The organism is Pseudomonas sp. S1(2024), from assembly GCF_046557535.1.
This window is the reverse complement of record NZ_JBKGFP010000093.1, coordinates 57,869-80,237: the sequence shown is the minus strand read 5'-3', so window position 1 is coordinate 80,237 and position 22,369 is coordinate 57,869. Positions and strand designations below refer to the sequence as shown.

The 22,369-nt window shown below is 57.1% G+C and carries 15 protein-coding genes and 1 other RNA gene; 7 read left to right on the top strand and 9 right to left on the bottom strand.

Going from position 1 to position 22,369, the window contains the following annotated elements; all coding sequences use genetic code 11:
- Window positions 1-102 precede the first annotated feature (102 nt).
- Complete coding sequence (gene xdhB / locus ACLCGK_RS26055) at window positions 103-2,502, bottom strand: xanthine dehydrogenase molybdopterin binding subunit (protein ID WP_410953275.1); 2,400 nt, start codon at window positions 2,500-2,502, stop codon at window positions 103-105.
- Window positions 2,495-3,949, bottom strand: a complete 1,455-nt coding sequence (gene xdhA, locus ACLCGK_RS26050) for a xanthine dehydrogenase small subunit (protein ID WP_410953274.1) — start codon at window positions 3,947-3,949, stop codon at window positions 2,495-2,497. The genes xdhB and xdhA overlap by 8 nt, the downstream gene beginning before the upstream one ends.
- A gap of 268 nt (window positions 3,950-4,217) precedes the next feature.
- Here xdhA and ACLCGK_RS26045 point away from each other — a divergent pair, with 268 nt between their 5' ends.
- The 7 genes from ACLCGK_RS26045 to ACLCGK_RS26015 all read left to right on the top strand — a co-directional run bounded on the left by ACLCGK_RS26045 (window position 4,218) and on the right by ACLCGK_RS26015 (window position 14,776).
- Window positions 4,218-4,877 carry a GntR family transcriptional regulator gene (locus tag ACLCGK_RS26045; RefSeq protein WP_013973522.1) on the top strand — a complete coding sequence of 220 codons (660 nt, stop codon included), beginning with the start codon at window positions 4,218-4,220 and terminating at the stop codon, window positions 4,875-4,877.
- 3 nt (window positions 4,878-4,880) lie between these two features.
- Window positions 4,881-8,369, top strand: a complete 3,489-nt coding sequence (gene smc, locus ACLCGK_RS26040; protein WP_410953273.1) for a chromosome segregation protein SMC — start codon at window positions 4,881-4,883, stop codon at window positions 8,367-8,369.
- 205 nt (window positions 8,370-8,574) lie between these two features.
- Window positions 8,575-9,465, top strand: a complete 891-nt coding sequence (gene zipA / locus ACLCGK_RS26035) for a cell division protein ZipA (protein WP_015271153.1) — start codon at window positions 8,575-8,577, stop codon at window positions 9,463-9,465.
- A 237-nt stretch (window positions 9,466-9,702) separates the two neighbouring features.
- Entirely contained in the window at window positions 9,703-12,033 is a 2,331-nt protein-coding gene (gene ligA, locus ACLCGK_RS26030) for an NAD-dependent DNA ligase LigA (RefSeq protein ID WP_041505748.1), read from the top strand.
- Between the two features lie 330 nt (window positions 12,034-12,363).
- Window positions 12,364-12,460, top strand: an RNA gene (ffs, locus tag ACLCGK_RS26025) — signal recognition particle sRNA small type.
- A gap of 287 nt (window positions 12,461-12,747) precedes the next feature.
- Window positions 12,748-13,599 (top strand): AbiJ-NTD4 domain-containing protein, encoded by an 852-nt coding sequence (locus ACLCGK_RS26020; RefSeq protein WP_410953272.1) that lies wholly within the window; start codon window positions 12,748-12,750, stop codon window positions 13,597-13,599.
- A gap of 73 nt (window positions 13,600-13,672) precedes the next feature.
- Window positions 13,673-14,776, top strand: coding sequence for a DUF4062 domain-containing protein (locus ACLCGK_RS26015; RefSeq protein WP_410953271.1), 1,104 nt, complete (start codon window positions 13,673-13,675; stop codon window positions 14,774-14,776).
- Window positions 14,777-14,860: 84 nt separating this feature from the next.
- Here the strand turns inward: ACLCGK_RS26015 and ACLCGK_RS26010 are convergent, their stop codons facing one another.
- The 7 genes from ACLCGK_RS26010 to ACLCGK_RS25980 form a co-directional block, all read right to left on the bottom strand.
- Window positions 14,861-15,064 (bottom strand): hypothetical protein, encoded by a 204-nt coding sequence (locus ACLCGK_RS26010; protein ID WP_410953270.1) that lies wholly within the window; start codon window positions 15,062-15,064, stop codon window positions 14,861-14,863.
- 333 nt (window positions 15,065-15,397) lie between these two features.
- A complete protein-coding gene (locus ACLCGK_RS26005) occupies window positions 15,398-16,126 on the bottom strand; it encodes a recombinase family protein (RefSeq protein WP_410953269.1) in 729 nt (242 codons plus the stop codon).
- An 870-nt stretch (window positions 16,127-16,996) separates the two neighbouring features.
- Window positions 16,997-17,632 (bottom strand): replication/maintenance protein RepL, encoded by a 636-nt coding sequence (locus ACLCGK_RS26000; RefSeq protein ID WP_410953268.1) that lies wholly within the window; start codon window positions 17,630-17,632, stop codon window positions 16,997-16,999.
- A gap of 590 nt (window positions 17,633-18,222) precedes the next feature.
- Complete coding sequence (locus tag ACLCGK_RS25995) at window positions 18,223-18,702, bottom strand: hypothetical protein (protein WP_410953267.1); 480 nt, start codon at window positions 18,700-18,702, stop codon at window positions 18,223-18,225.
- Between the two features lies 1 nt (window position 18,703).
- Window positions 18,704-18,898, bottom strand: coding sequence for a hypothetical protein (locus tag ACLCGK_RS25990; RefSeq protein ID WP_410953266.1), 195 nt, complete (start codon window positions 18,896-18,898; stop codon window positions 18,704-18,706).
- A gap of 1,144 nt (window positions 18,899-20,042) precedes the next feature.
- Window positions 20,043-21,344, bottom strand: a complete 1,302-nt coding sequence (locus ACLCGK_RS25985; protein WP_410953265.1) for a site-specific integrase — start codon at window positions 21,342-21,344, stop codon at window positions 20,043-20,045.
- Between the two features lie 398 nt (window positions 21,345-21,742).
- Window positions 21,743-22,300 carry a hypothetical protein gene (locus ACLCGK_RS25980; protein ID WP_410953264.1) on the bottom strand — a complete coding sequence of 186 codons (558 nt, stop codon included), beginning with the start codon at window positions 22,298-22,300 and terminating at the stop codon, window positions 21,743-21,745.
- Window positions 22,301-22,369: the final 69 nt, after the last annotated feature.

The following is a 22,369-nucleotide window of genomic DNA, read 5'->3' as shown; positions in this document are numbered from 1 at the left end:
GAGGTGGGACTCAAGGGGAGAAAAAAAGGGGTGGAGGGGGGGGGGGGTATTTGTGGGAGCCGGCTTGCCGGCGATAGGGCCCGAACAGGCGCCCACCCAACCTCAGTGAGTGACGGTTTCCAGCTCCGGCTCGGCAGGTTGCGCTGCAGCCACCGCCTTGCGCATCTGCTCGCAACCCCACAACACCCGCTCCGGCGTCGCCGGTGCATCCACCTGTGGCTGCACGCGGTAGTCGGCGATGCTGGCCACGGCGTCCTTGATCGCGCACCAGGCGGCGATGCCGAGCATGAACGGCGGTTCGCCCACGGCCTTGGAGTGGAACACGGTGTCCTCAGGGTTCTTGCGGTTTTCCACCAGCTTTACCCGCAAATCCAGCGGCATGTCCGCCACTGCCGGGATCTTGTAGCTGGCCGGGCCGTTGGTCATCAGCTTGCCCTTGGCGTTCCACACCAGTTCTTCAGTGGTCAGCCAGCCCATGCCCTGGATGAAGCCGCCTTCCACCTGGCCGATGTCGATGGCCGGGTTCAGCGAATCACCCACATCGTGCAGGATGTCGGCGCGCAGCATCTTGTATTCGCCGGTCAGGGTGTCGACGACCACCTCCACGCAGGCGGCGCCGAAGGCGAAGTAGTAGAACGGCCGGCCACGTGCCTGGCTGCGGTCGTAGTAGATCTTCGGCGTGCGGTAGAAACCGGTGCTGGACAGCGACACCTGGGCAAAATAGGCCTGCTGCACCAACTGCTCGAAGCTGACGATCTGGTCGCGCACGCGCACATGGCCGTTGCGGAACTCGACGTCTTCCTCGGTCACCTGGTAGTGCCGTGCGGCGAACTCGGTCAGGCGCTTCTTGAGGATCTCCGCAGCGTTCTGCGCTGCCTTGCCGTTCAGGTCGGCACCACTGGAGGCAGCGGTCGGTGAGGTGTTGGGCACCTTGTCAGTGTTGGTGGCGGTGATCTGGATACGGCTGATATCGACCTGGAAGATTTGCGCCACCACCTGTGCCACCTTGGTGTTCAGGCCCTGGCCCATCTCGGTGCCGCCATGGTTCAGGTGGATACTGCCGTCGGTGTAGATATGGATCAGCGCACCGGCCTGGTTGAGGAAGGTGGCGGTGAACGAGATACCGAACTTGACCGGTGTCAGTGCCAGGCCCTTCTTCAGGATCGGGCTGTTGGCGTTGAAGCGGCGGATCGACTCGCGGCGCTCGGCATAGTCACTGCTGGCTTCCAGTTCGGCGGTCATCTCTTCGAGCATGTTGTGCTCGACGGTCTGGTAGTAGTGGGTGACGTTGCGCTCGGTCTTGCCGTAGTAGTTGGCCTTGCGCACCGCCAGCGGGTCGCGGCCCAGGTGGCGGGCGATGTGGTCCATCACCTGCTCGATGGCGACCATCCCCTGCGGGCCGCCAAAGCCGCGATAGGCGGTGTTGGAGGCTGTGTTGGTCTTGCAGCGGTGGCCGTGCACGGTGGCATCGCCCAGGTAGTAGGCATTGTCGGAGTGGAACATGGCGCGGTCGACGATCGAACCGGACAGGTCGGGCGAGTAGCCGCAGTTGCCGGCCAGGTCGAAGTTGATGCCGTGCAGGCGCCCGTCGTCGTCGAAGCCCACGTCGTACTCGACGTAGAACGGGTGGCGTTTGCCGGTCATGGTCATGTCTTCGACCCGTGGCAGGCGCATCTTGGTCGGCTGGCCGGTCAGGCGCGCCACCACGGCGCACAGGCACGCCGGGCTGGCGGCCTGGGTTTCCTTGCCACCAAAACCGCCACCCATGCGGCGCATGTCCAGCACCACCTTGTTCATTGGCACGTCGAGTACTTCGGCGACCAGTTTCTGCACTTCGGTGGGGTTTTGCGTGGAGCAGTAGACGATCATGCCGCCGTCTTCGGTGGGCATCACCGAGGAGATCTGCGTTTCTAGGTAGAAGTGCTCCTGGCCACCGATGTGCAGGGTGCCCTGGATGCGGTGCGGTGCACTGGCCAGTGCAGCGGCGGAATCGCCACGCTGGTGGGTGTGGCTGTCGAGCACGAAGTGCTTCTTGCGCAGTGCTTCGACCACATCCAGCGCCGGCTCCAGGTCTTCATACTCGACGATGGCGGCCATGGCCGCACGGCGCGCGGTATCGAGGTCGCGGGCGGCCACGGCGAGCACCGGCTGGCCGAAGAACTCGACCTTGTCGATGGCCAGCAGCGGGTCGCCGGCCACCACCGGGCCGATGTCCTTGAGGCCAGGGATGTCTTCGTGGGTGATGGCGATGCGCACGCCCTCGAAGGCATAGCACGGCGTGGTGTCGATGCGCAGGATGCGCGCGTGGGCGCGGTCGGCGGTGCGCGCATAGACGTGCAGCTGGTTGGGGAATTCCAGGCGGTCGTCGATGTACACCGCCTCGCCGGACACATGCTTGTCGGCGCTGTCATGCTTGACGCTGCGGCCGACCCCGGTGGTCAGGTCCTGGCTGAACAGTTCGGCCATCTCGGCCTGGCTCTTGGCTACGTGATGGTTAGACATAAGCGGTCACCCGGGTTTCGATGTACGGCGTTTGCTGTTCGATGAAGTACTTGCGCAGCAGGTTCTGGGCGGTCAGCAGGCGGTATTCCTTGCTGGCGCGGAAGTCGCTGAGCGGGGTGAAGTCTTCCGCCAGGGCCTGGCAGGCGCGCTCGATGGCAGCCTGGTTCCACGGCTTGCCGCGTAGCGCTGCTTCGCAGGCACGGGCCCGTTTGGGGATTGCCGCCATGCCGCCGAAGGCGATGCGCACACCGCTGACCACGCCGTCTTCGATGCTCAGGTTGAAGGCGCCGCACACGGCGGAAATGTCATCGTCCAGGCGCTTGGACACTTTATAGGCGCGGAACGCCCAATCGCTGGTGGCGCGCGGCACGATGATCTTCTCGATGAACTCGCTGTCCTGGCGGGCGGTGATGCGGTAGTCGATGAAGTAGTCTTCCAGTGGCATCACCCGCTGGCGCTCGCCCTGGCGCAGGACGATCTGCGCATCCAGGGCAATCAGCAGGGGTGGCGAGTCACCGATTGGCGAAGCGTTGCCGATATTGCCGCCCAGGGTGCCCTGGTTGCGGATCTGCAGCGAGGCGAAGCGGTGCAGCAGGGCACCGAAGTCAGGGTATTCCTCGTTCAGTGCACCGTAGCAGTCGGTGAGCGGTGTGGCGGCGCCGATTTCCAGGTGGCTGGCGGTTTTCTCGATGCGCTTGAGCTCGGCCACATGGCCGACGTAGATCATCACCGGCAAGGTCTTGTGGAACTGGGTGACTTCCAGTGCCAGGTCGGTACCGCCGGCCAGCAGCCGCGCTTCGGGGTGCGAGCTGTACAGGTCGGCCAGGTCGGCCACGGTCAGTGGCACCAGGCAGCGCTTGTCGCCACTGTTCAGTTCGCCGGTCTGGGTTGGGGCAATGGCCTTGAGGCGGCTGATGGTCTGTGCCTGCTGGGCATCGAACTGGTCGCGGCAGGGCTGGCGGCAGCTCTGCTCGGCGGCGTCGAGGATCGGCCGGTAGCCGGTGCAGCGGCACAGGTTGCCGGCCAGGGCTTCCTGGGCTTGGTGCAGGTCGGCGCCGCTGCTGTTCTTCTGCAGGGCGAACAGCGACATGACGAAGCCGGGTGTACAGAAGCCGCACTGCGAGCCATGGCAATCGGCCATGGCCTGTTGCACGCTGTGCAGCTGGCCCTGGTGCCTGAGACCCTCGACGCTGATCAGTTGCTTGCCGTGCAGCGACGAGACGAAGGTCAGGCACGAGTTGAGGCTACGGTAGCGGATGCTGTCGTTGCCCTGGTCGTCCTGGGTCAGCTCGCCGACCACCACGGTGCAGGCACCGCAGTCACCACTGGCGCAGCCCTCCTTGGTGCCAGGTTTGCCCAGGTGCTCGCGCAGGTACTGCAGCACCGTCATGTTCGGGTCCAGGGCATGCTCACTACGCAGCTCCTGGTTTACGAGAAACTGGATCACGGGGATGGCCTCGCAATGGTTTTATTGTTGTTGGGCGGACTCTAAGCAAGAGCTGTCCAGCTGGTCAATATTTTTCTGACTCAAAGGTCAAGAAATTGCTCATGTCCAAGCCCGGCTGCACACATTGCCCATATTCCAAGCATAGATCGCGCCGGGCGTGCGGTTGCCTTGCAGGTCAAATAAACCGCCAGGCCCCTCTGCGCGATCAGCGGCCAAGTACGCTACAATTCGCTCCTTGTGCCCAGTTCAATGATTTTGAAGGAAAACCATGACGTTCAAGGCCCCGGACAGCCTCTCCGAGCAGATTGCCGATTACCTGGCCGAACGCATCATCCGTGGCGAGCTGGCGCCAGGCGAGCGTATCCAGGAGCAGAAGGTCACCCAGGCACTCAACGTCAGCCGCGGCTCGGTGCGCGAGGCGCTGCTGATCCTCGAACGCCGCCACCTGGTGGCGATCCTGCCGCGGCGGGGTGCCCATGTGACCGAGCTCGACGAGCGCAGTGTGCGCAGCCTGTGTGCACTGATGGGCGAGTTCTACATCCTGCTGGGTAACGCGGTTGCGCAAAAATGGCGCACCGATGCCGACCTGCGCCCGTTCCTGGAGATCCAGCAGCGCTTGCAGCGGGCCCATGACCAGCTGGACATCAAGGCCTTCGTCGCCGACAGCTTCGCAGTCATGCGGGCGGCCTACCCGTTCGCCGACAACCCGTTTCTGCAGGAAACCGTGGAAAACCTGCAGCCGGCGATGAGCCGTGCCTACTACCTGTCGCTGGACCAGCGCCAGGCCAGCATGATCGACTATCTGGACCTGTTCGCCCGCCTGCTCGACGCCGTGATCGCCCGTGACCTGCCGCGCATTCGCGAGGTGCTCACCGCCTATGGCCAGCGCAGCTGCGAACTGGTGCTGGCGGCGTTGGCCCGAGGCTGACCGATGCGCCTGAAGTGCATTCGCCTGGCCGGGTTCAAGTCGTTCGTGGACCCGACCACGGTCAACTTCCCCAGCAACATGGCGGCCGTGGTCGGCCCCAACGGCTGTGGCAAGTCCAACATCATCGATGCCGTGCGCTGGGTGATGGGCGAGAGTTCGGCGAAGAACCTGCGCGGCGAGTCGATGACCGATGTCATCTTCAACGGCTCCAGTGGCCGCAAGCCGGTCAGCCAGGCCAGCATCGAGCTGGTGTTCGACAACAGCGAAACCACCCTGGTCGGCGAATACGCCGCCTACGCCGAGATCTCGATCCGCCGCAAGGTCACCCGCGACGGGCAGAACAGCTACTACCTCAACGGTACCAAGTGCCGCCGGCGCGATATCACCGACATCTTCCTCGGCACCGGCCTGGGGCCGCGCAGCTACTCGATCATCGAGCAAGGCATGATCTCCAAGCTGATCGAGGCCAAGCCCGAGGAGCTGCGCAACTTCATCGAGGAAGCCGCCGGCATTTCCAAGTACAAGGAACGCCGCCGGGAAACCGAGAGCCGCATCCGCCGCACCCAGGAAAACCTGGCGCGCCTGACCGACCTGCGCGAAGAGCTGGAGCGCCAGCTGGAGCGCCTGCACCGCCAGGCCCAGGCAGCCGAGAAGTACCGGGAATACAAGGCCCAGGAACGCCAGCTGAAGGCGCGCTTGTCGGCCTTGCGCTGGCGTGATCTGGACGAACGGGTGCGCCAGCGCGAGGCGGTGATCGGCGACCAGGATGTGTCCCATGAGGCGCTGGTGGCCGAGCAGCGCAATGCCGATGCCAGCATCGAGCGCCTGCGCGATGGCCATCACGAATTGTCCGAGCGCTTCAACCAGGTGCAGGGCCGCTTCTACTCGGTGGCCGGTGACATCGCCCGGGTCGAGCAGAGCATCCAGCACGGCCAGCAGCGCCTGCGCCAGTTGCAGGATGACTTCAAGGAAGCCGAGCGCACGCGCCTGGAGACCGAGTCGCACCTCGGGCACGACCGCACCCTGCTGGCTACCTTGGGCGAAGAGCTGGCAATGCTCGAACCCGAGCAGGAAATGACCCTGGCCGCTGCCGAAGAAGCCGCCGCTGCCCTTGAGGAGGCCGAGCTGGGCATGCACGGCTGGCAGGAACAGTGGGACAGCTTCAACAGCCGTTCCGCCGAGCCGCGCCGCCAGGCCGAAGTGCAGCAGGCGCGTCTGCAGCAGCTGGAAGCCAGCCTGGAACGCCAGGCCGAGCGCCAACGCAAGCTGGGCGAGGAGCGCGAGCTGCTGGGCAGCGACCCGCAGGATGCGGCCATGCTCGAACTGGCCGAGCAGCTGGCCAGTAGCGAAATGTTGCTGGAAGAGTTGCAGTTGTCGGAAGAGCAGGTGGTCGAGCGCCTGGAAGGCGCGCGTGAGCAACTGCAGCAGGCTACCCAGGCCCAACAGCAGGCGCAGGGCGACCTGCAACGCCTGGGCGGGCGCCTTGCCTCGCTCGAAGCCTTGCAGCAGGCTGCCCTGGAGCCGGGTGCAGGTGCTGCGGACTGGCTCCAGGGCCAAGGCCTGGAGCAACGGCCGCGGCTGGCTGAAGGGTTGCGGGTTGAGCCGGGCTGGGAGCTTGCGGTAGAAACCGTGCTTGGCGCCGATCTGCAGGCTGTACTGGTGGACGACTTCAGTAATCTGGAGTTTGCTGGCCTGGAGCAGGGCGAGTTGCGCTTGCTGCTGGCAAGCGGTACCGGCTCGTCGCTGCCTGGCAGCCTGCTGGAAAAGGTCGAAGGCCGCGTCGACCTGGCGCCCTGGCTGGGCCACGTCAAACCCGTGGAAAACCTTGCCCAGGCACTGGCGCAGCGCGCCTCGCTCGGCGAAGGCCAGAGCCTGGTCAGCCGCGATGGCTACTGGGTCGGCCGACACTTCCTGCGGGTGCGCCGTGGCGGCGAAGCCGAAGGCGGCGTGCTGGCACGCGGCCAGGAGATCGAGCGCCTCGGCCAGGAGCAGCTGGAGCAGGATGCGGCGCTGGAGCAGTTGGAACAGCAACTGCAGGCCCTGCGCGAGCAGCAGCTGGACCTTGAAGAACAGCGTGAGCAACTGCGCCGTCGCACCCAGGAAGAAAGCCGCCTGCATGGCGAGCTGAAGGCCAACCTGTCGGCTGGCCGCGCACGTGCCGAGCAGGTCGAACTGCGCCGCCGGCGCCTGCAGGAAGAGCTGGCCGAACTGGAAGAACAGCGCGCTCTGGAACATGAGCAACTGGGCGAAGCCCGCCTGCTGCTGCAGGAGGCCCTGGAGCTGATGGCCCAGGACACCGAGCAGCGCGAGCAGTTGATGGCCCGCCGCGACACTTTGCGCGAAAGCCTCGATCGCGTGCGCCAGGAGGCCCGCCAGCACAAGGATCACGCCCACCAGCTGGCTGTTCGCCTGGGCTCGCTGCGTGCCCAGCACGACTCCACCCGGCAGGCACTGGAGCGCCTGGAGCAGCAGGCCGCGCGCCTGATCGAGCGCCAGGAGCAACTGAGCCTGAACCTGGAAGAGGGCGAGGCCCCGCAGGAAGAACTGCGCCTGAAGCTGGAAGAGCTGCTGGAGCGGCGCATGAGCGTCGACGAGGAAATGCGCCAGGCCCGCCTGCACATGGACGAAGCCGACCGCGAACTGCGTGACGCCGAAAAGCGTCGTACCCAGGCCGAGCAGCAGGCCCAATTGCTGCGTGGCCAGTTGGAGCAACTGCGCCTGGAGTGCCAAGGCCTGGATGTGCGGCGCAAGACCTTGCAGGAGCAGTTGCTGGCCGACGGCTACGACCTGCAAGGTGTGCTCGCCACTCTCGAGGCCGAGGCCAGCGAGCAGGGTACCGAACAGGAGCTGGAGCAGCTCGAGGCGCGTATCCAGCGCCTGGGGGCGATCAACCTGGCGGCCATCGAAGAGTACGAGCAGCAGTCCGAGCGCAAGCGCTACCTGGACGCCCAGGACGCCGACCTGGTCGAAGCCCTGGAGACCCTGGAAAACGTCATTCGCAAGATCGACAAGGAAACCCGCAACCGCTTCAAGGATACCTTTGATCAGATAAATGCCGGATTACAGGCACTTTTCCCAAAAGTTTTCGGTGGTGGCAGCGCTTATCTGGAACTGACGGGCGAAGATCTACTCGATACAGGGGTAACGATCATGGCGCGACCACCGGGCAAGAAGAACAGCACCATCCATCTGCTGTCCGGCGGCGAGAAGGCACTGACCGCATTGGCGCTGGTGTTTGCCATCTTCAAGTTGAACCCCGCACCGTTCTGCATGCTCGACGAAGTCGACGCGCCGCTGGACGATGCCAACGTCGGGCGCTACGCCCGTCTGGTCAAGGAAATGAGTGAAAGCGTGCAGTTCATCTACATCACCCATAACAAGATTGCCATGGAGATGGCGGATCAATTGATGGGGGTGACCATGCATGAACCGGGCTGTTCACGTCTGGTTGCCGTCGACGTGGAGGAGGCCATGGCCATGGTCGATGCCTGATGCTCGACGATAAGGGCATATTCCGTAGCGAAATGCCCCCGCCATGTGCGACAGACGGTGTAAAGTTGTCTTTGGTCGTGCTAGCTTAATGTCACTCGTTTTTTGCGTGGGTAAAACGCCTGTCAGAACATAGAGTTGGCGCCACGTGTTAAAGGGCTTTGAACCCTTTGTTTTCAAGCATATTTTTATAGAGGCACGGGATTACATGGAAATCGGTCTGCGCGAGTGGCTGATCGTCATCGGCATCATTGTCATTGCCGGGATTCTTTTCGACGGCTGGCGCCGCATGCGCGGCGGGAAAGGCAAGTTGAAATTCCGTCTGGATCGCAGTTATTCCAACCTGCCGGACGAAGAGGGCAATGCCGAAGTGCTTGGCCCGTCGCGGGTGCTGGATACCCACAAGGAGCCTGAGCTGGATGAAAGCGACCTGCCGTCGCTCAGTGCTTCTGCGCGTGATCGCGAGCGCGAGCCCAAGCCGGCCAAGGCTGCCAAGCGCGGCAAGCGCGCCACCGCTGCCGCGGATGCACAGCAGGGCGACCTGAACCTGAGTGCCGAGCCACGCGAGCCCGACCTGTTTGCCGACAGCGATGATGACTTTGCCGCGGAAAATACCCGCAGCAACGGTGCGGCGCCTGCCAGCAGCAGCGTCAAGGAGCTGCCGCCGGCCGAGGAAGTGCTGGTGATCAGCGTCATCTCCCGCGACGAGGGTGGCTTCAAGGGCCCGGCGCTGCTGCAGAACATTCTGGAAAGCGGCCTGCGTTTCGGCGAAATGGACATCTTCCACCGTCACGAGAGCATGGCCGGTCACGGCGAGGTGCTGTTCTCCATGGCCAACGCCGTCAAGCCCGGCGTGTTCGACCTGGACGACATCGACCACTTCAGCACCCGCGCGGTGAGCTTCTTCCTCGGCCTGCCGGGCCCGCGTCATCCGAAGCAGGCCTTCGACGTGATGGTGGCTGCGGCGCGCAAGCTGGCGCACGAACTGAACGGTGAGCTCAAGGACGACCAGCGCAGCGTGCTGACCGCCCAGACCATCGAGCACTATCGCCAGCGCATCGTCGAGTTCGAGCGCCGTGCGCTGACCCAGAAGCGCTGACAGATCCAGACGAAAGAGCAGCCTGAGGGCGTGCTGGTCGGTTCGGGTATTGCAATTGCCTGTACTGGCCCTATCGCCGGCAAGCCAGCTCCCACAGGTGTATCACTGCCCTCCAGGCCTGTGGTTTACCTGTGGGAGATGGCTTGCCGGCGATAGGGCCGGGGCAGGCAACACAAATCCAGGCCCCATGCACCACCCCCAGGCTGCTCTTTTGCTTTGCAAGAGAAGACAAATCCCATGACCGCCGAAACCCGTATCCACGAACTGCGTGCCGAGCTCGACCAGCACAACTACCGCTACTACGTGCTCGATGAGCCAAGCGTGCCCGATGCCGAATACGACCGCCTGTTCAACGAGCTCAAGGCGCTTGAAGCCGAATACCCACACCTGGTAACCCCCGACTCGCCCACCCAGCGTGTCGGTGGCGCAGCCCTGGCCGCGTTCAGCCAGGTCCGCCACGAAGTGCCCATGCTCAGCCTCGGCAACGCTTTCGAAGAAGCCGACCTGCGTGAGTTCGGCCGCCGCGTGGTAGACGGCCTCGACCAGCCCGGTGCGGTCGACTACAGCTGCGAGCCCAAGCTCGACGGCCTGGCCGTGAGCTTGCTGTACCGCGACGGTCTGCTCGTACAGGGCGCCACCCGTGGCGACGGCACCACCGGCGAAGACATCAGTGCCAACGTACGCACCGTGCGCAACATCCCGCTCAGGCTGCAAGGCGAGGGATGGCCTGCGGTGCTGGAGGTGCGCGGCGAGGTGTACATGAGCAAGGCCGGTTTCGACCGGCTCAACGCCGCCCAGGCCGAAGCCGGCGGCAAGACCTTCGCCAACCCGCGCAACGCCGCAGCCGGCAGCCTGCGTCAGCTGGACTCGAAAATCACCGCCAGCCGCCCGTTGGAGTTCTGCTGCTATGGCGTCGGCCAGGTGTCTGCGAGCATTGGCGACAGCCACATCGGCATCCTCGAACAGCTCAAGGCGTGGGGGTTGCCGATCAGCCGCGAACTCAAGCATGCCGCCGGTATCGAAGAATGCCTGGCCTACTACCGCGACATCGGCGAGCGACGCAACAGCCTGCCCTACGAAATCGACGGCGTGGTGTTCAAGGTCAACAGCCTGGCCGCCCAGCGCGAACTGGGCTTCCGTGCCCGTGAGCCCCGCTGGGCGATTGCCCACAAGTTCCCGGCCATGGAAGAGCTGACCGAGGTGCTGGATGTCGAGTTCCAGGTCGGCCGCACCGGCGCGGTAACGCCCGTGGCACGCCTGAAGCCGGTCAAGGTGGCCGGTGTGACCGTGTCCAACGCCACCCTGCACAACATGGACGAAATCGCCCGCCTGGGCCTGCGCATTGGCGACACGGTGATCATCCGCCGCGCCGGTGACGTGATTCCGCAGGTGATGCAGGTGGTGCTGGAGCGCCGCCCGGAAGATGCGCGCCCGGTGCAGGTGCCGAGTGAGTGCCCGGTATGCGGCTCGCAGGTCGAGCGTACCCAGTTGGTCAAGCGTAGCAAGGGCAAGGAAACCACCAGCGAGGGGGCGGTGTACCGCTGCGTCGGTCGCCTTGCCTGTGGCGCCCAGCTCAAGCAGGCAATCATCCACTACGTGTCACGCCGCGCCATGGACATCGACGGCCTGGGCGAGAAGAGCGTCGAGCAGCTGGTGGACGAAGGCCTGATCGGCTCGCCGGCCGACCTGTACAAGCTGGAATTCGACCAGATCGTCGGCCTGGAAGGTTTTGCCGAAGTGTCCAGCAAGAAGCTGCTGGATGCCATCGAAGCCAGCAAGCGCCCGGGCCTCGCGCGCTTCATCTACGCCCTGGGCATCCCGGACGTAGGCGAGGAGACCGCCAAGGTGCTGGCCCGCTCGCTGGGCAGCCTGGCGCGCGTGCAGCAAGCGCTGCCGCAAGTGCTCACCTACCTGCCGGACATCGGCCTGGAGGTGGCGTACGAGATCCACAACTTCTTCGAGGACGAGCACAACCGCAAGGTCATCAAGCAGCTGCTCGACAGCGGCATGCAACTGCAGGACGAAGGCGAGCTGGCTGCCGAATTCGCTGCCAGCACTACCCTGGCCGGCATGATCGCCAAGCTCGACATCGCCTCGGTTGGCCCGACCGGTGCCGAGAAGCTGGTGGCCAAGCTCGACAGCCTGGACAAGATCATCGCCGCCGACGGCATCGACCTGCGCCAGGCCCTGGCGGCCAAGCAGGCCGAAGCCGTGCGCGAGTTCTTCAAGGATGAAGCCAACCAGAAACTGGCCCGGGACATCGAGGCACAGTTGCTGGCGTTCGGCATGCACTGGAGCAGCGAGAAGAAAGTCGCCGAAGGCCTGCCGCTGGCCGGCCAGACCTGGGTGCTGACCGGCACCCTGGAGCGCATGAGCCGTGATATCGCCAAGGAAAAGCTGGAAAGCCTGGGGGCCAAGGTGGCGGGTTCGGTTTCCGGCAAGACCCACTGCGTGGTGGCGGGGCCGGGGGCGGGGTCCAAGCTGGCCAAGGCCAGTGAGTTGGGGGTGAAGGTGCTTGATGAAGATGCCTTCGTCACCTTCCTGGGCGAGCAGGGCATCGCTGTCTAACGCCCTGCGCAATCCCCCTGTGGCTTGCGCGGTCCTTGTGGGAGCGGGCATGCCCGCGAACACGGGCGAAGCCCGTGCCATCCACCGCGGCGCCTGCTTAGCGGCGGTTCGACGCCTCGACACGCCCGCTCCCACAGGTCCTGCGCTGGTCTTGCTGTCAGCGCTAACCCTGTAGGAGCGGGTTCACCCGCGAATTGGCAGCTCCAGGCCACCCCGGCCCGGACAAGTCATTGAGAAATGATGACTTTTTCTCCTCCAGAGGTTGTATCTGCCCCCAAGACCGGTACAATGGCGCCACTCGCTGCTCAGCGAGCCTTGTAGTGGTGGCCCCATCGGTCCCCCCGCATTGATTACCCGTTAACCTGGTCAGGCCCGGAAGGGAGCAGCCATAGCGGGAACATCGAGTGCCGGGGTGTGGCTGGTGGGGCCGCCTCCATTCTGTAAGTCCTTAATTTTAAAGGACTTTCCTCGCTCAAAAAACTAGAAGTGGACCAGTGCGGTAGTACACCTGAGTGGTGCACCGTAAATTCATTCTATCGTCCATACTCCTTGGTTCTCAATCCTGATCAGCAGCAGCTTGCTGGTTACGTCGTTATGCCTCGTCATCTAACGGCATGGACGATGAAGCATGTCAGCACTGGCGATTCGCCACCGTGTACAATGTCGGTCATGGATCAAGCCGCCGTTGGCTACGACAGGTAGAAATGAGGTGCGATGGTGACATTGGATTTCTCTCAGCGGATGGGGCTGGCTCCCGCCACCAAGGTAGCTCAGAGCGAAAGTATTGATCTGGAGCTAAAGAATAGTCTTTGGAATATTCTAACGATTCATCTTTTTTCGAAATTCGAACCTTATTATAACTACAGTAGCGACACGATTCCAAAATCGAACCTTGAGCCTTTGCTTGAGCAGCTGTACGCGGACTTCTTTAAAATTCCGACAGATTTAATTCCTTACCATTGGTCAGACTTCAAGAAATATCTGCGGGAAGTTTTTTTTGAACTACCATGGCACCGCGTCTACAGCCTTCTGGAGTTCTTTGTCGGGGCAGTTAATATTGCTCGCTCAAAAGTTCTCATCGAGGAACTCAATAAGATACTAGAACGAGAAAACTCCGCCTATCGTTTCATCGGTGGCAAAGTCACTCCAATTACGTCTAGTGAAGAAATCGAGGAAATTGAAAAAGCTCTGGCCGCATCAGATGCTTATGCAGGCGCAAGAACTCATCTTAAAACTTCCCTTGTCTTGTTGACTGACAGGACAAACCCAGATTATCGAAACTCGATAAAAGAAAGCATTAGTGCCGTTGAGTCTCTTGTGAAAAAACTCGTTGGCGACGACAAGGCTACGCTTGGTCAAGCACTAAAAATACTAGAAGCCAAGCACAATCTGCACGCCAGCATGAAGTCGGCGTTCATGACGCTCTACGGTTATACAAGTGATGCTGGTGGAATTAGACACGCTTTGTTAGACAGCAGCACCGCTCCAAACAAAGCAGATGCTCGATTCATGCTCATCTGCTGCTCCGCCTTCATAAATTTCGCCATTGACACTATCGAGGACTGAAGCGTAGCCATCCGATCCTGCTGGTGCTCTTTCACTAGAAACATATCACCTCAAATACATGGAATAGTGCAGCATGAGTATAGAGCGTCGTCATCAGGTCTTTGTAAGCTCAACGTATGAAGACCTTCGCGAAGAGAGACATGAAGTTATACAGGCACTGCTTGAACTGGATTGCATACCAGCGGGAATGGAGCTATTTCCCGCGACTAATGAAGATCAGTGGAGCCTGATAAAGCGGGTGATTGATGAGTGTGATTATTACATCATCATTGTCGGCGGCCGCTATGGATCAATCGGTCCACAGGGTATCAGCTATACCGAGCAAGAATACCGATACGCATTGGATACCGGTAAGCCAATCATCGCATTCCTTCATAAAACGCCAGCAAACATCACCGCCGGAAAAACTGAAAGTAATGCTGAGTCAAAGGTTTTGCTAGAACAGTTCCGCTCTCTAGCTCAGCAGAAAATGTGCAAGTATTGGGAAACCTCGGCTGAGCTTGGCTCGGTTGTAAGCCGCAGCTTGGTAAGGTTGATTAAAACTCATCCAATGCCCGGCTGGGTTCGTGCTGACAAAGCAGCAGACTCTTTAGCTGCTGAGGAGGTGCTGCGCCTACGGAAAGTAATTGATGATCTAAAGGAAAAACTCAATAAATCATTAATTGAGCTTCCTGAGGGCGTAAGTAACCTAGCGCAGGGAGATGAAGATTTTCCAGTAACATTTGAATTCAACTGCGACAAAGACTATGAACCTTGGACATTTACTCGGACCATTAAAATCTCATGGAATGAGATTTTTGAAGACGCAGGATCGCTTATGCTTGATGGTATAAGTGACAATAAGTTTAAAGAAATACTCAATAAAATCGTGGAAACCGATTACAGGGATAGCGGTGAAGCCGACAATGACGAGCACTTGAAGGGATTCGTCAACCTTAGAAACTTCACAATTTACTGGCGTGATGAGCAAACTATAAAGTTTCAACTGAAAGCCCTTGCTCTCATTGAGTACCATAGCGAACTGTCGAAGTGGAAGCTTACACCACATGGCAGTAGTGTATTGGTTAAGCTACGAGCCATACCTAAAGGTTATTTTGATAACAACGACGAAGCTGATGTAACTTCGGAGGTTTCCGCCTGCAATGAGATTGGAGAGCTAGAAACTAGCAAAATCTGATTATTTCTCTTGTCGCCTTGACTTCATTGAGCATGACCTTCCTCAATCGTATGGAAGGTCAATTTCTGGTACTACTACGAATAGTCATACTCGCAACTGATCAATCGCTTTCGTGATCGCCCCAGCATTGGTATCCAGTGTCTGCAATGCCGTCATCACGTTGTCATGCACGTTGGTGGAACCACGTTGGCGAATCCATGTGCTCAGTTCCTCAATCGTCGCACGCATGGCGATCTGGTTCAGGTGGAGTAGTTCGAGTGCATCGGCGGTAGTGGTGGCTTTGTCCATGGTCAAGCTCTGTCAGGTGTGATCGGGTAAGCGTAAACCCTTTTGCCAAAAAACCAATTCCCCCTCAATTTCAGACTTGGGTTTCGAGTCGAATCGGGAATGATTTGTGCGCACAATCCGACACGGACACGGAGATTGATCGACTGCGCTTAATGCCCCCGTAACCGAGGAAATTTGAAGATGAAATATTGCTCAAAATCCGGTGGCGACTTCTAGCACCCGTGAGCGAAAACACCCCGCCAAAGCTCCGTACAGGGCTATAGCAGAGCGATTGGGTGTGTGCCCACCTTGCCCCACAGGTTGTATCCTATACGGCTCAGTATGGAGCTAGTTTTATTCAGATTTTGGGAATGGCAAGTCAAGTGCCAACATCAGGCGACGTACAGCCGTAGGGTTCCAGATGCTACCGCGTGAAGTGCGAATGCCCTTGGTGTTCAGGCAGTCCGCTACCGCTTGCAACGTGGTGCACTTGTTGTACAGGCAAGCTTCAACGTGTGGCTTCACACTGGCATTAAAAGTAACAGCCTTAGCCATTGCGGCCTTGGTTGCTTTGCCTTCTCTACCTGTAGCAACACCTTGTCCTTTCTCTAGTGCTTGTGTGCGTCGGTTGATCTTCGCCACGGATTCATCACAGCCATCATCTGCACGCTGTTTGAGCGCGTCCAAAGCGTCTTTGGTGCGTTGAACGATGAATTCGCGTTCCTGCTGAGCAAGGGCGGCGAACAAGTGCAGTGCAAAGTTGTCAGCGTTTGGCATTGTCGCCACTTTCACTTCCACTCGCTTCATCAGGCCAGCAACATGCTCAACGTCTCGACTCAAACGGTCAAGCTTGGCGACTACCAAGTAAGCATCATGTTCTTTGCAGGCGCCAAGAGCGTCAGAGCACTCGGGGCGGTCAGCGGGATTGACAGTGCCACTCACAGCCTCCACAAACTCAGCGACGATGTTCCAACCATTCTGCTTGGCGGCGGTAGTGATGTAGTCGCGTTGAGCCTCTAGACCTAATCCAGAACGTTCTTGCTTGCCGGTGGAAACACGGAGGTAAGCGACTACGTTTTTCACTTGGCACTCCCACTAAGCAGTTGGCGTTTGATGGGCGTCATTTTGCATCCCTACCTAGGTTTTGTCAAACCTAGATGGAGTGTTCATGCTCTGACAATACCCAAAACTAAAGCTCTTGACAGGCTGTGGAGTTATGTGATTAGCCGAAAATGAACTTCGTCGACGATGTGGCGCCCCACCGGCTAGCTGACACCGGGTAGTTGATACCGGGCACTGACTCATTGGCAAATTCCCAATGTTCGAAAATGAGATTGGTGAAAAATCGAAAGGACTGGTGACAACATTCGTACAACTATACAAATGGCATCCAGACCGCTGACACTTAGACCATATTTCTGATGGTGATTCTCACCAAGGTTCGACTCATGAATCATCAGGAGGAGGAAGCGTAAGCCCGACAGGTCTTCAAATACTTTTACTGGTGATGTTTCGTCTGCGACTTCACCGGTTACACCAGAAGATGCCATCACCATACATCCAGTGATCGCAGTGAGCGAACGGAGTGAGTGAATGCTTTTAGGGTTAAGGACAGGCAGTCCGACCCCGCTCTTGATTATCTTGAGCATTGTATTCTGAGCAAAGCTCAGGAATGGTTATTCAAGATATCATTACTATTCTGTGCATCACAGGGCAATACACGCTCTTGGTTTTGAAGGGAGCTTTGTCCCTTCTCCTTTTCCATTTTTCCTAGATCATTCATTGCAAGGCGTAACCCTTGAAGAAGAAGCTATCCTCAGGATGACCTCCTGAGAAGATAAAAGCTTTTTATGTATAAGGATTTTTCACAACTCCTTGATTTTCGTGGCTTGCAGAGCATTTCTTGCGTAATTTTTTCAAAATGCCTACGCAAGACTTCGTCAGTATCTTAGGTCAAGCGGCCATCGCAATTGTGTCAATGGTGCTGTCATCCAATCCCCTTTTGTTTATGCTCGACACCGATTGAGGATGGAGATTAGTCCAGTCGCTATACCAAACATTCACAGCATGATCGCGCTTTGCATCATCACCTCGAAAGATTAGTTCGGGGTGAATCATAAGCTTTATCTCACCATTGCGCATGTCGCCATGTCGAGACGTGTGAACACGCATCTTATTGGTATCGACCAAGATGTTCAGCTTTTTCATCAGGTTTGACTGTGCGGTGCCCAGTGCCTTAGCAAGGTCGGTCTGAGTCATGATGATGATGTTTCGGTACTTAACTAGTGGATGCAAAATCCTGAGCAGGCTCATCATCGGGGCAGTGATGCGGCAGTCAAGGCCTGTCCGATGCCATAAGCCCTGACGGTGGTCTTGTAAGTTGACCAGTCGGTGCGTCGTGTGTGGTGGAAGCTTTCGTAGATCAATGAAATCTAAATGCTGACCGAGATCGTCCACACTGCGAAAGTTGGTAATGCCCGGTACATAATCGTATGGCGTTGCGTATACAGAAGGTTGTCGGTCGTAGCCAAGAATTTCGCCAGTGGCGGTATCGACTACAAGTCCATCAACGTGGATGAGGTGGTGCATTTTTGATTCTCCTTTTCAAGTTCAGTTCATAGACAATTCCTCTGGCTGTGCCAGTTGGGTTCGGGTGTGATTAGCTCAAATCGCGGACACGACGAGACTCCCTACGATGCGCAGTTCGTTTTACGAACGTGGTCGTGTGGAGATGGGTGCGTGGCACCGGGGCGTACTGGATTGAGATTGCGGATTCTACACGAAAGCGGACGCAAATGCAAGTTATTCTTATTTAGATAAAATCAATTCTCATCTACCACACATCAAGCCTCTGCAAGCTCCATATAGCCTCATACAGCGATCCTAGCGCCCCCTTTCATGCCCGAGCAGAGAAAACGCTCAGAATCGCAAAATAGAGGCTCTCAGGGGGTATTCCTGTTTGTGATCCTTGGTAAGTCTGATTGAATACGTTGAATTCGTTGGAAATGACGAGGTTTTCAGTGTGAAGATGAAACGTGCTTAACAGCCACATCATCACAACCAATGGAAATCGGGTTCTTACAACTTTTCAACGGACAACAAAAAAGCCGTACCGGAATTTCACCAGTACGGCCTGCCTGTTATTTCTCATTGTTAAATCGCTCAGCGTGCTGATGAACTCAGTCAGGAATCTGCAACGGTGTGTAACACGATTGCACCTGTCGTTCAATCTCTGCAAGTTGTTTGGCTTGCTTGTCATGCTGGGCTTTCAACTCTTTCGCCAATGCGGCTTGTTTCAGTTGTTCCCGTAGCAGGTCTTGGTAACGAGTGTGTTCAGATTGCAACCATGCAACATACGACGCTTTTACGCTGGCATTGATAGCTTGAATATCCAGAGCTTGAACATCATCAGGTTTCTTGAGGAAACATGAGTAGTTCAATGGTTCCATTACCACACGCCAGTTTCTGACAACTGTATAACCTGCTTTCACTTTCTCTGCAACCAGTTCAAGGAAATCGTGGGATAGTGATGCTGTTACATGCTCTAGGCTATCAGTTGTGTTGTGATACCGATGCAAGTCAATAGCAAGGCGACGCTGATACTCTGATTCATCATAGCGTGGCGGCGTTCCTTGGATGGTGATTTTCTTTTCGGGCATTTTAGTTCTCCTTTTGTTTATGAATTAGGTTAATCATCTTGCTGATGATGGTTGCCCGGTATACTTCTTCATCAAAACCAGTCACAGCTTTAACAACTGGTTTTTCTTGTGCAACTTTAACCGGTTTGATGTTGCCGACATTGTTCTTCTTTCTTGCAACTGCACGTTCAATTCCACGCTGAAAAGCATTAGACATACCTACCGCCACGGATTACATAGTGATTGTTCAATGCTTCAATGATATCAGTGCATCTTTGAAATTCTGACTTGTTCCCAGTTGCCATTGCAGCTTGTTTCAACGAATTGAAATACTTGATTTGGGTGATTACGAATTTATTCATTGTTGGTTCCTTCTAAATATGTCAGTGACATGCTCGTTTTCGCAAATACAGACCACGGAATACGTGGCCTACAGCGGTACAAAAGTAGGGGGTCTGTAGGGTTGTATAGCCAAAAATAAAACCTCTCAAAACGCAAAATAGAGCGTTCTAGAGGCATATTAGATTGAGGGGGAATATGCCTTAAGTGCTTCCAGAAAGCTTGGACTAATCGACGCAAATTCACCTGCATCTACACAAGTGCCATCTTGATGCTTGGCTAGGGTCGCGTAGTATTTATCAAGTACAAAGTTACTTACCGGAATCAACTTATACTGGTTGCCCGGCTGTTCTGGCTTGTCAGCTTCAAATGAGTTAACAATCAAATTGGAAGCCTTGTGAACTAGAAGATAATTACCGATCATTGTGAGGACACTACTAGATTAGTCAGGTAATCGTTGATCCCTTGTTTAGCACTGAAGGCCTTGATTGCTAGATCAGTATAAATACTAACCGGCACCTTGAACTGCACAAGCACATGCTTGACTTTGTTTGATCGAAAGAGTCTACCGCGACAGCTGCTACTGCATGTGATTGCATCACGACGCAGGTTATTAATTGAGTTATTACAAATTTTACACAAGCGAATTTCTACCATTGTTACCTCCAATAGGTATGTGATTTGTTTTAGGACTGAACAGATGTTATTTGAAGCAAAAAGAAGCCCCATCACCTGATTAGATGATGAGAGCGAAAGGAGAGAATAAGTTGCCAGTTAACTTATAGAGGGTAGTTAACTGGCTGTGAATGAGTTACCCGAGAAGGAGGCAAGGGTAAGTCATTCACTGTAACAACGTCGAGGGTTTGACGTTGAAGGATTCGAGTCAATAAGAAAAGTTTCAATACCTACTTCCGTAAGTATGTTTACTTTATCTCTATTGACCTGCTCATTATATCTCAAATGAGAATGATTGTCAATACATGTTCGCAACTTTCCCGAACTTTTTATGTGAAATTGATGGGTCATTGAATACATAGCAGTGCGTCACGCATAGCCGCTATCGGTGTCCGACTTCCATAGATACCAAAGGTGACGGAACTGTCCTCATGCCCGACCATGCGCTTGATTAACGAGTCCTGTACTGCTGCCTCACGAAGGTCATCAATGAATGTGTGGCGGAAGCTGTGAAATGTCTTTCGGGTGTCACTTACACCCAGCTTTGTCTTGTACCTACCAAACCATTTCGATGGAGCGTGGCCTAGCTTGCCACGTACTGCTTCCAGATCAGGGAACAGTCGATCAGCCCCGGTTGCCTTGACTGACTCAACGTGCTGTAACAATCCCAGTTCGATCAGGGTAGGGTGGATGGGGAGAACACGCCGACTACCTGAATTCTTGAGATTCTGGCTTTCACTGCTGTCATCAATACGGAAACACTGGAAACCTTGTTGCTCAATGAAGTCATCTACACGCAACTGACATAGTTCTTCCAGTCGTGCGCCCGTGTATCGACCCAGCAGTGGTATCCAGAATCGCCACTGATGCTTGTGGGCTTCCTTTTGCAATGCTTCATAGTCCAACAGAGCGACTAGATCACGGCGATCAAATGACAGTCGTGCTTCCTTGGCCGATCCAGTCATTACTTTCATGCCCGCCAAGGGGTTTTCCGTGACGTACCTGTTCACCTTGCACCAGTTCATGAAAGCCGTGAGCTTGCGCAGACGGTTGTTTACCGTGACGGCGGTGATGGTCTTGTAAGTACTTCCCGACTCAACCACCTGCTTCAACGTCTTCCCCTTGAACTCTGGCCGTAAGCCGAAGTACTGGGGGCAGCGGCTAAGCCGTTCTTTTAGTATGCGAGCTTGATGAGCATCAAAGGCTACCGCAGGCATGTCGCCCATTAGCTCAAACAGGTCAGCTAGGGCACGCTCAACGTCTTCGGTGCTGCCTTGCCGCCATGTACCGCCTCGTTTGCCTTCTTCTATATACAACTTCGAAAGGGTGGCGAGGGTAGGTCCGTCGCTTTTCGTCTTCGCTATAGGTGCCGGAACCTTTCGTGGTGCAGTTGGTGCAGGAAGGGGGGCTGGCCGTGGTGCTGATTCACGCCACTGTACGCACAACGCCCGCAGCGTCTCAGGAGGTGTTAGTGGATGTTCGCTCAAATGGCTGTTCACCTGCTGAGCTAAGGAACTGGCAAGGAATAGTGCAGCTTGACGCTCTCGCACTTGCAGGCATACGCGCAGGGTGTGGCGGTTCGGGAACAGATGCTTCGGTAGTCGAAGGTTGAGGTAGTAAACAGACTGACGGCGGACGATGTAGGCCATGGGAGAGCACCAGAGTGGACCAATGAAGTGGACCAATTGAGTGGAACAGTTCTGGCCACACCTAATCCTTTGAGCGCCCAACTTGCCGATTGACAGGGGTAGAAATCTTGCTACCTCATCAGCCTGAAACCCTTACCCTATAAGGTCTGCATTGATTCCCGAGCATGCTTGCATGCGATCTGGTCAGGCCCGGAAGGGAGCAGCCATAGCGGGAACATCGAGTGCCGGGGTGTGGCTGGTGGGGCCGCCTCCATTTCAGGTCCTTGAATTCTCAAGGATTTCTCGCTTTACCCAACTTCGCTCTGGTTTGGCCGCCAGTCCTGCCGCGACCGCGCCGATGCAGCGGAGTAGGCGCTGTCGTCCTACCCGCATCGAAAGCCGCTATCAGCAGGCGTTCATTACTTCAAAGAAACCTGTCTGGTCTCAAGTTTGAGTTCCTTCAGGCGCTTCAGCAGCTTGTTGATATTTGTGCGTGCCGAACCTTCATTGGCCAGGCGCAGGCGCTTGATCGCGATAACGGAGTCGCCAACGCCAGCGGTAAAGGGCGTCCTGATGATCTCTCGGAAAATTACGGTGTTTGTAGCGGACTCGGTCAACGTATATTCAGCCTCGCAGGTAACTTCGAAGTCCAGGCCAAAAATGGGTTGGTCGACGCGTAGCAGGTTGGCGCGCAGGGTGTAGGCGGCAGGTGCTTCGCCAAGCAGGTCAGCACTGGCAAGTGATTGTTTGAGTGCAGCGCCAAAGTCCGGGCCGTCGATTTCCGAAGTCCAGAGCGGGTTGGTGGCGTCTCCGCCATTTACTTCGGTTACCTGAATATTGCGATGCAGGCGTTGATCGTAAAACTGCGCATCGGTCTGGTCGGATGCCACGGACATTCCGGAGATTTGAGCAGGCGAAGCGCACCCTGTGCAAAGGGCAATAAATACCGAGACCAGAAACACACGGAAGTAGGTCACTTTAATAATCCTTGAGTGAGATGCCGGTAGTGCAAGACGAAAGCCATACATCGTGTATGGCTTCAACTA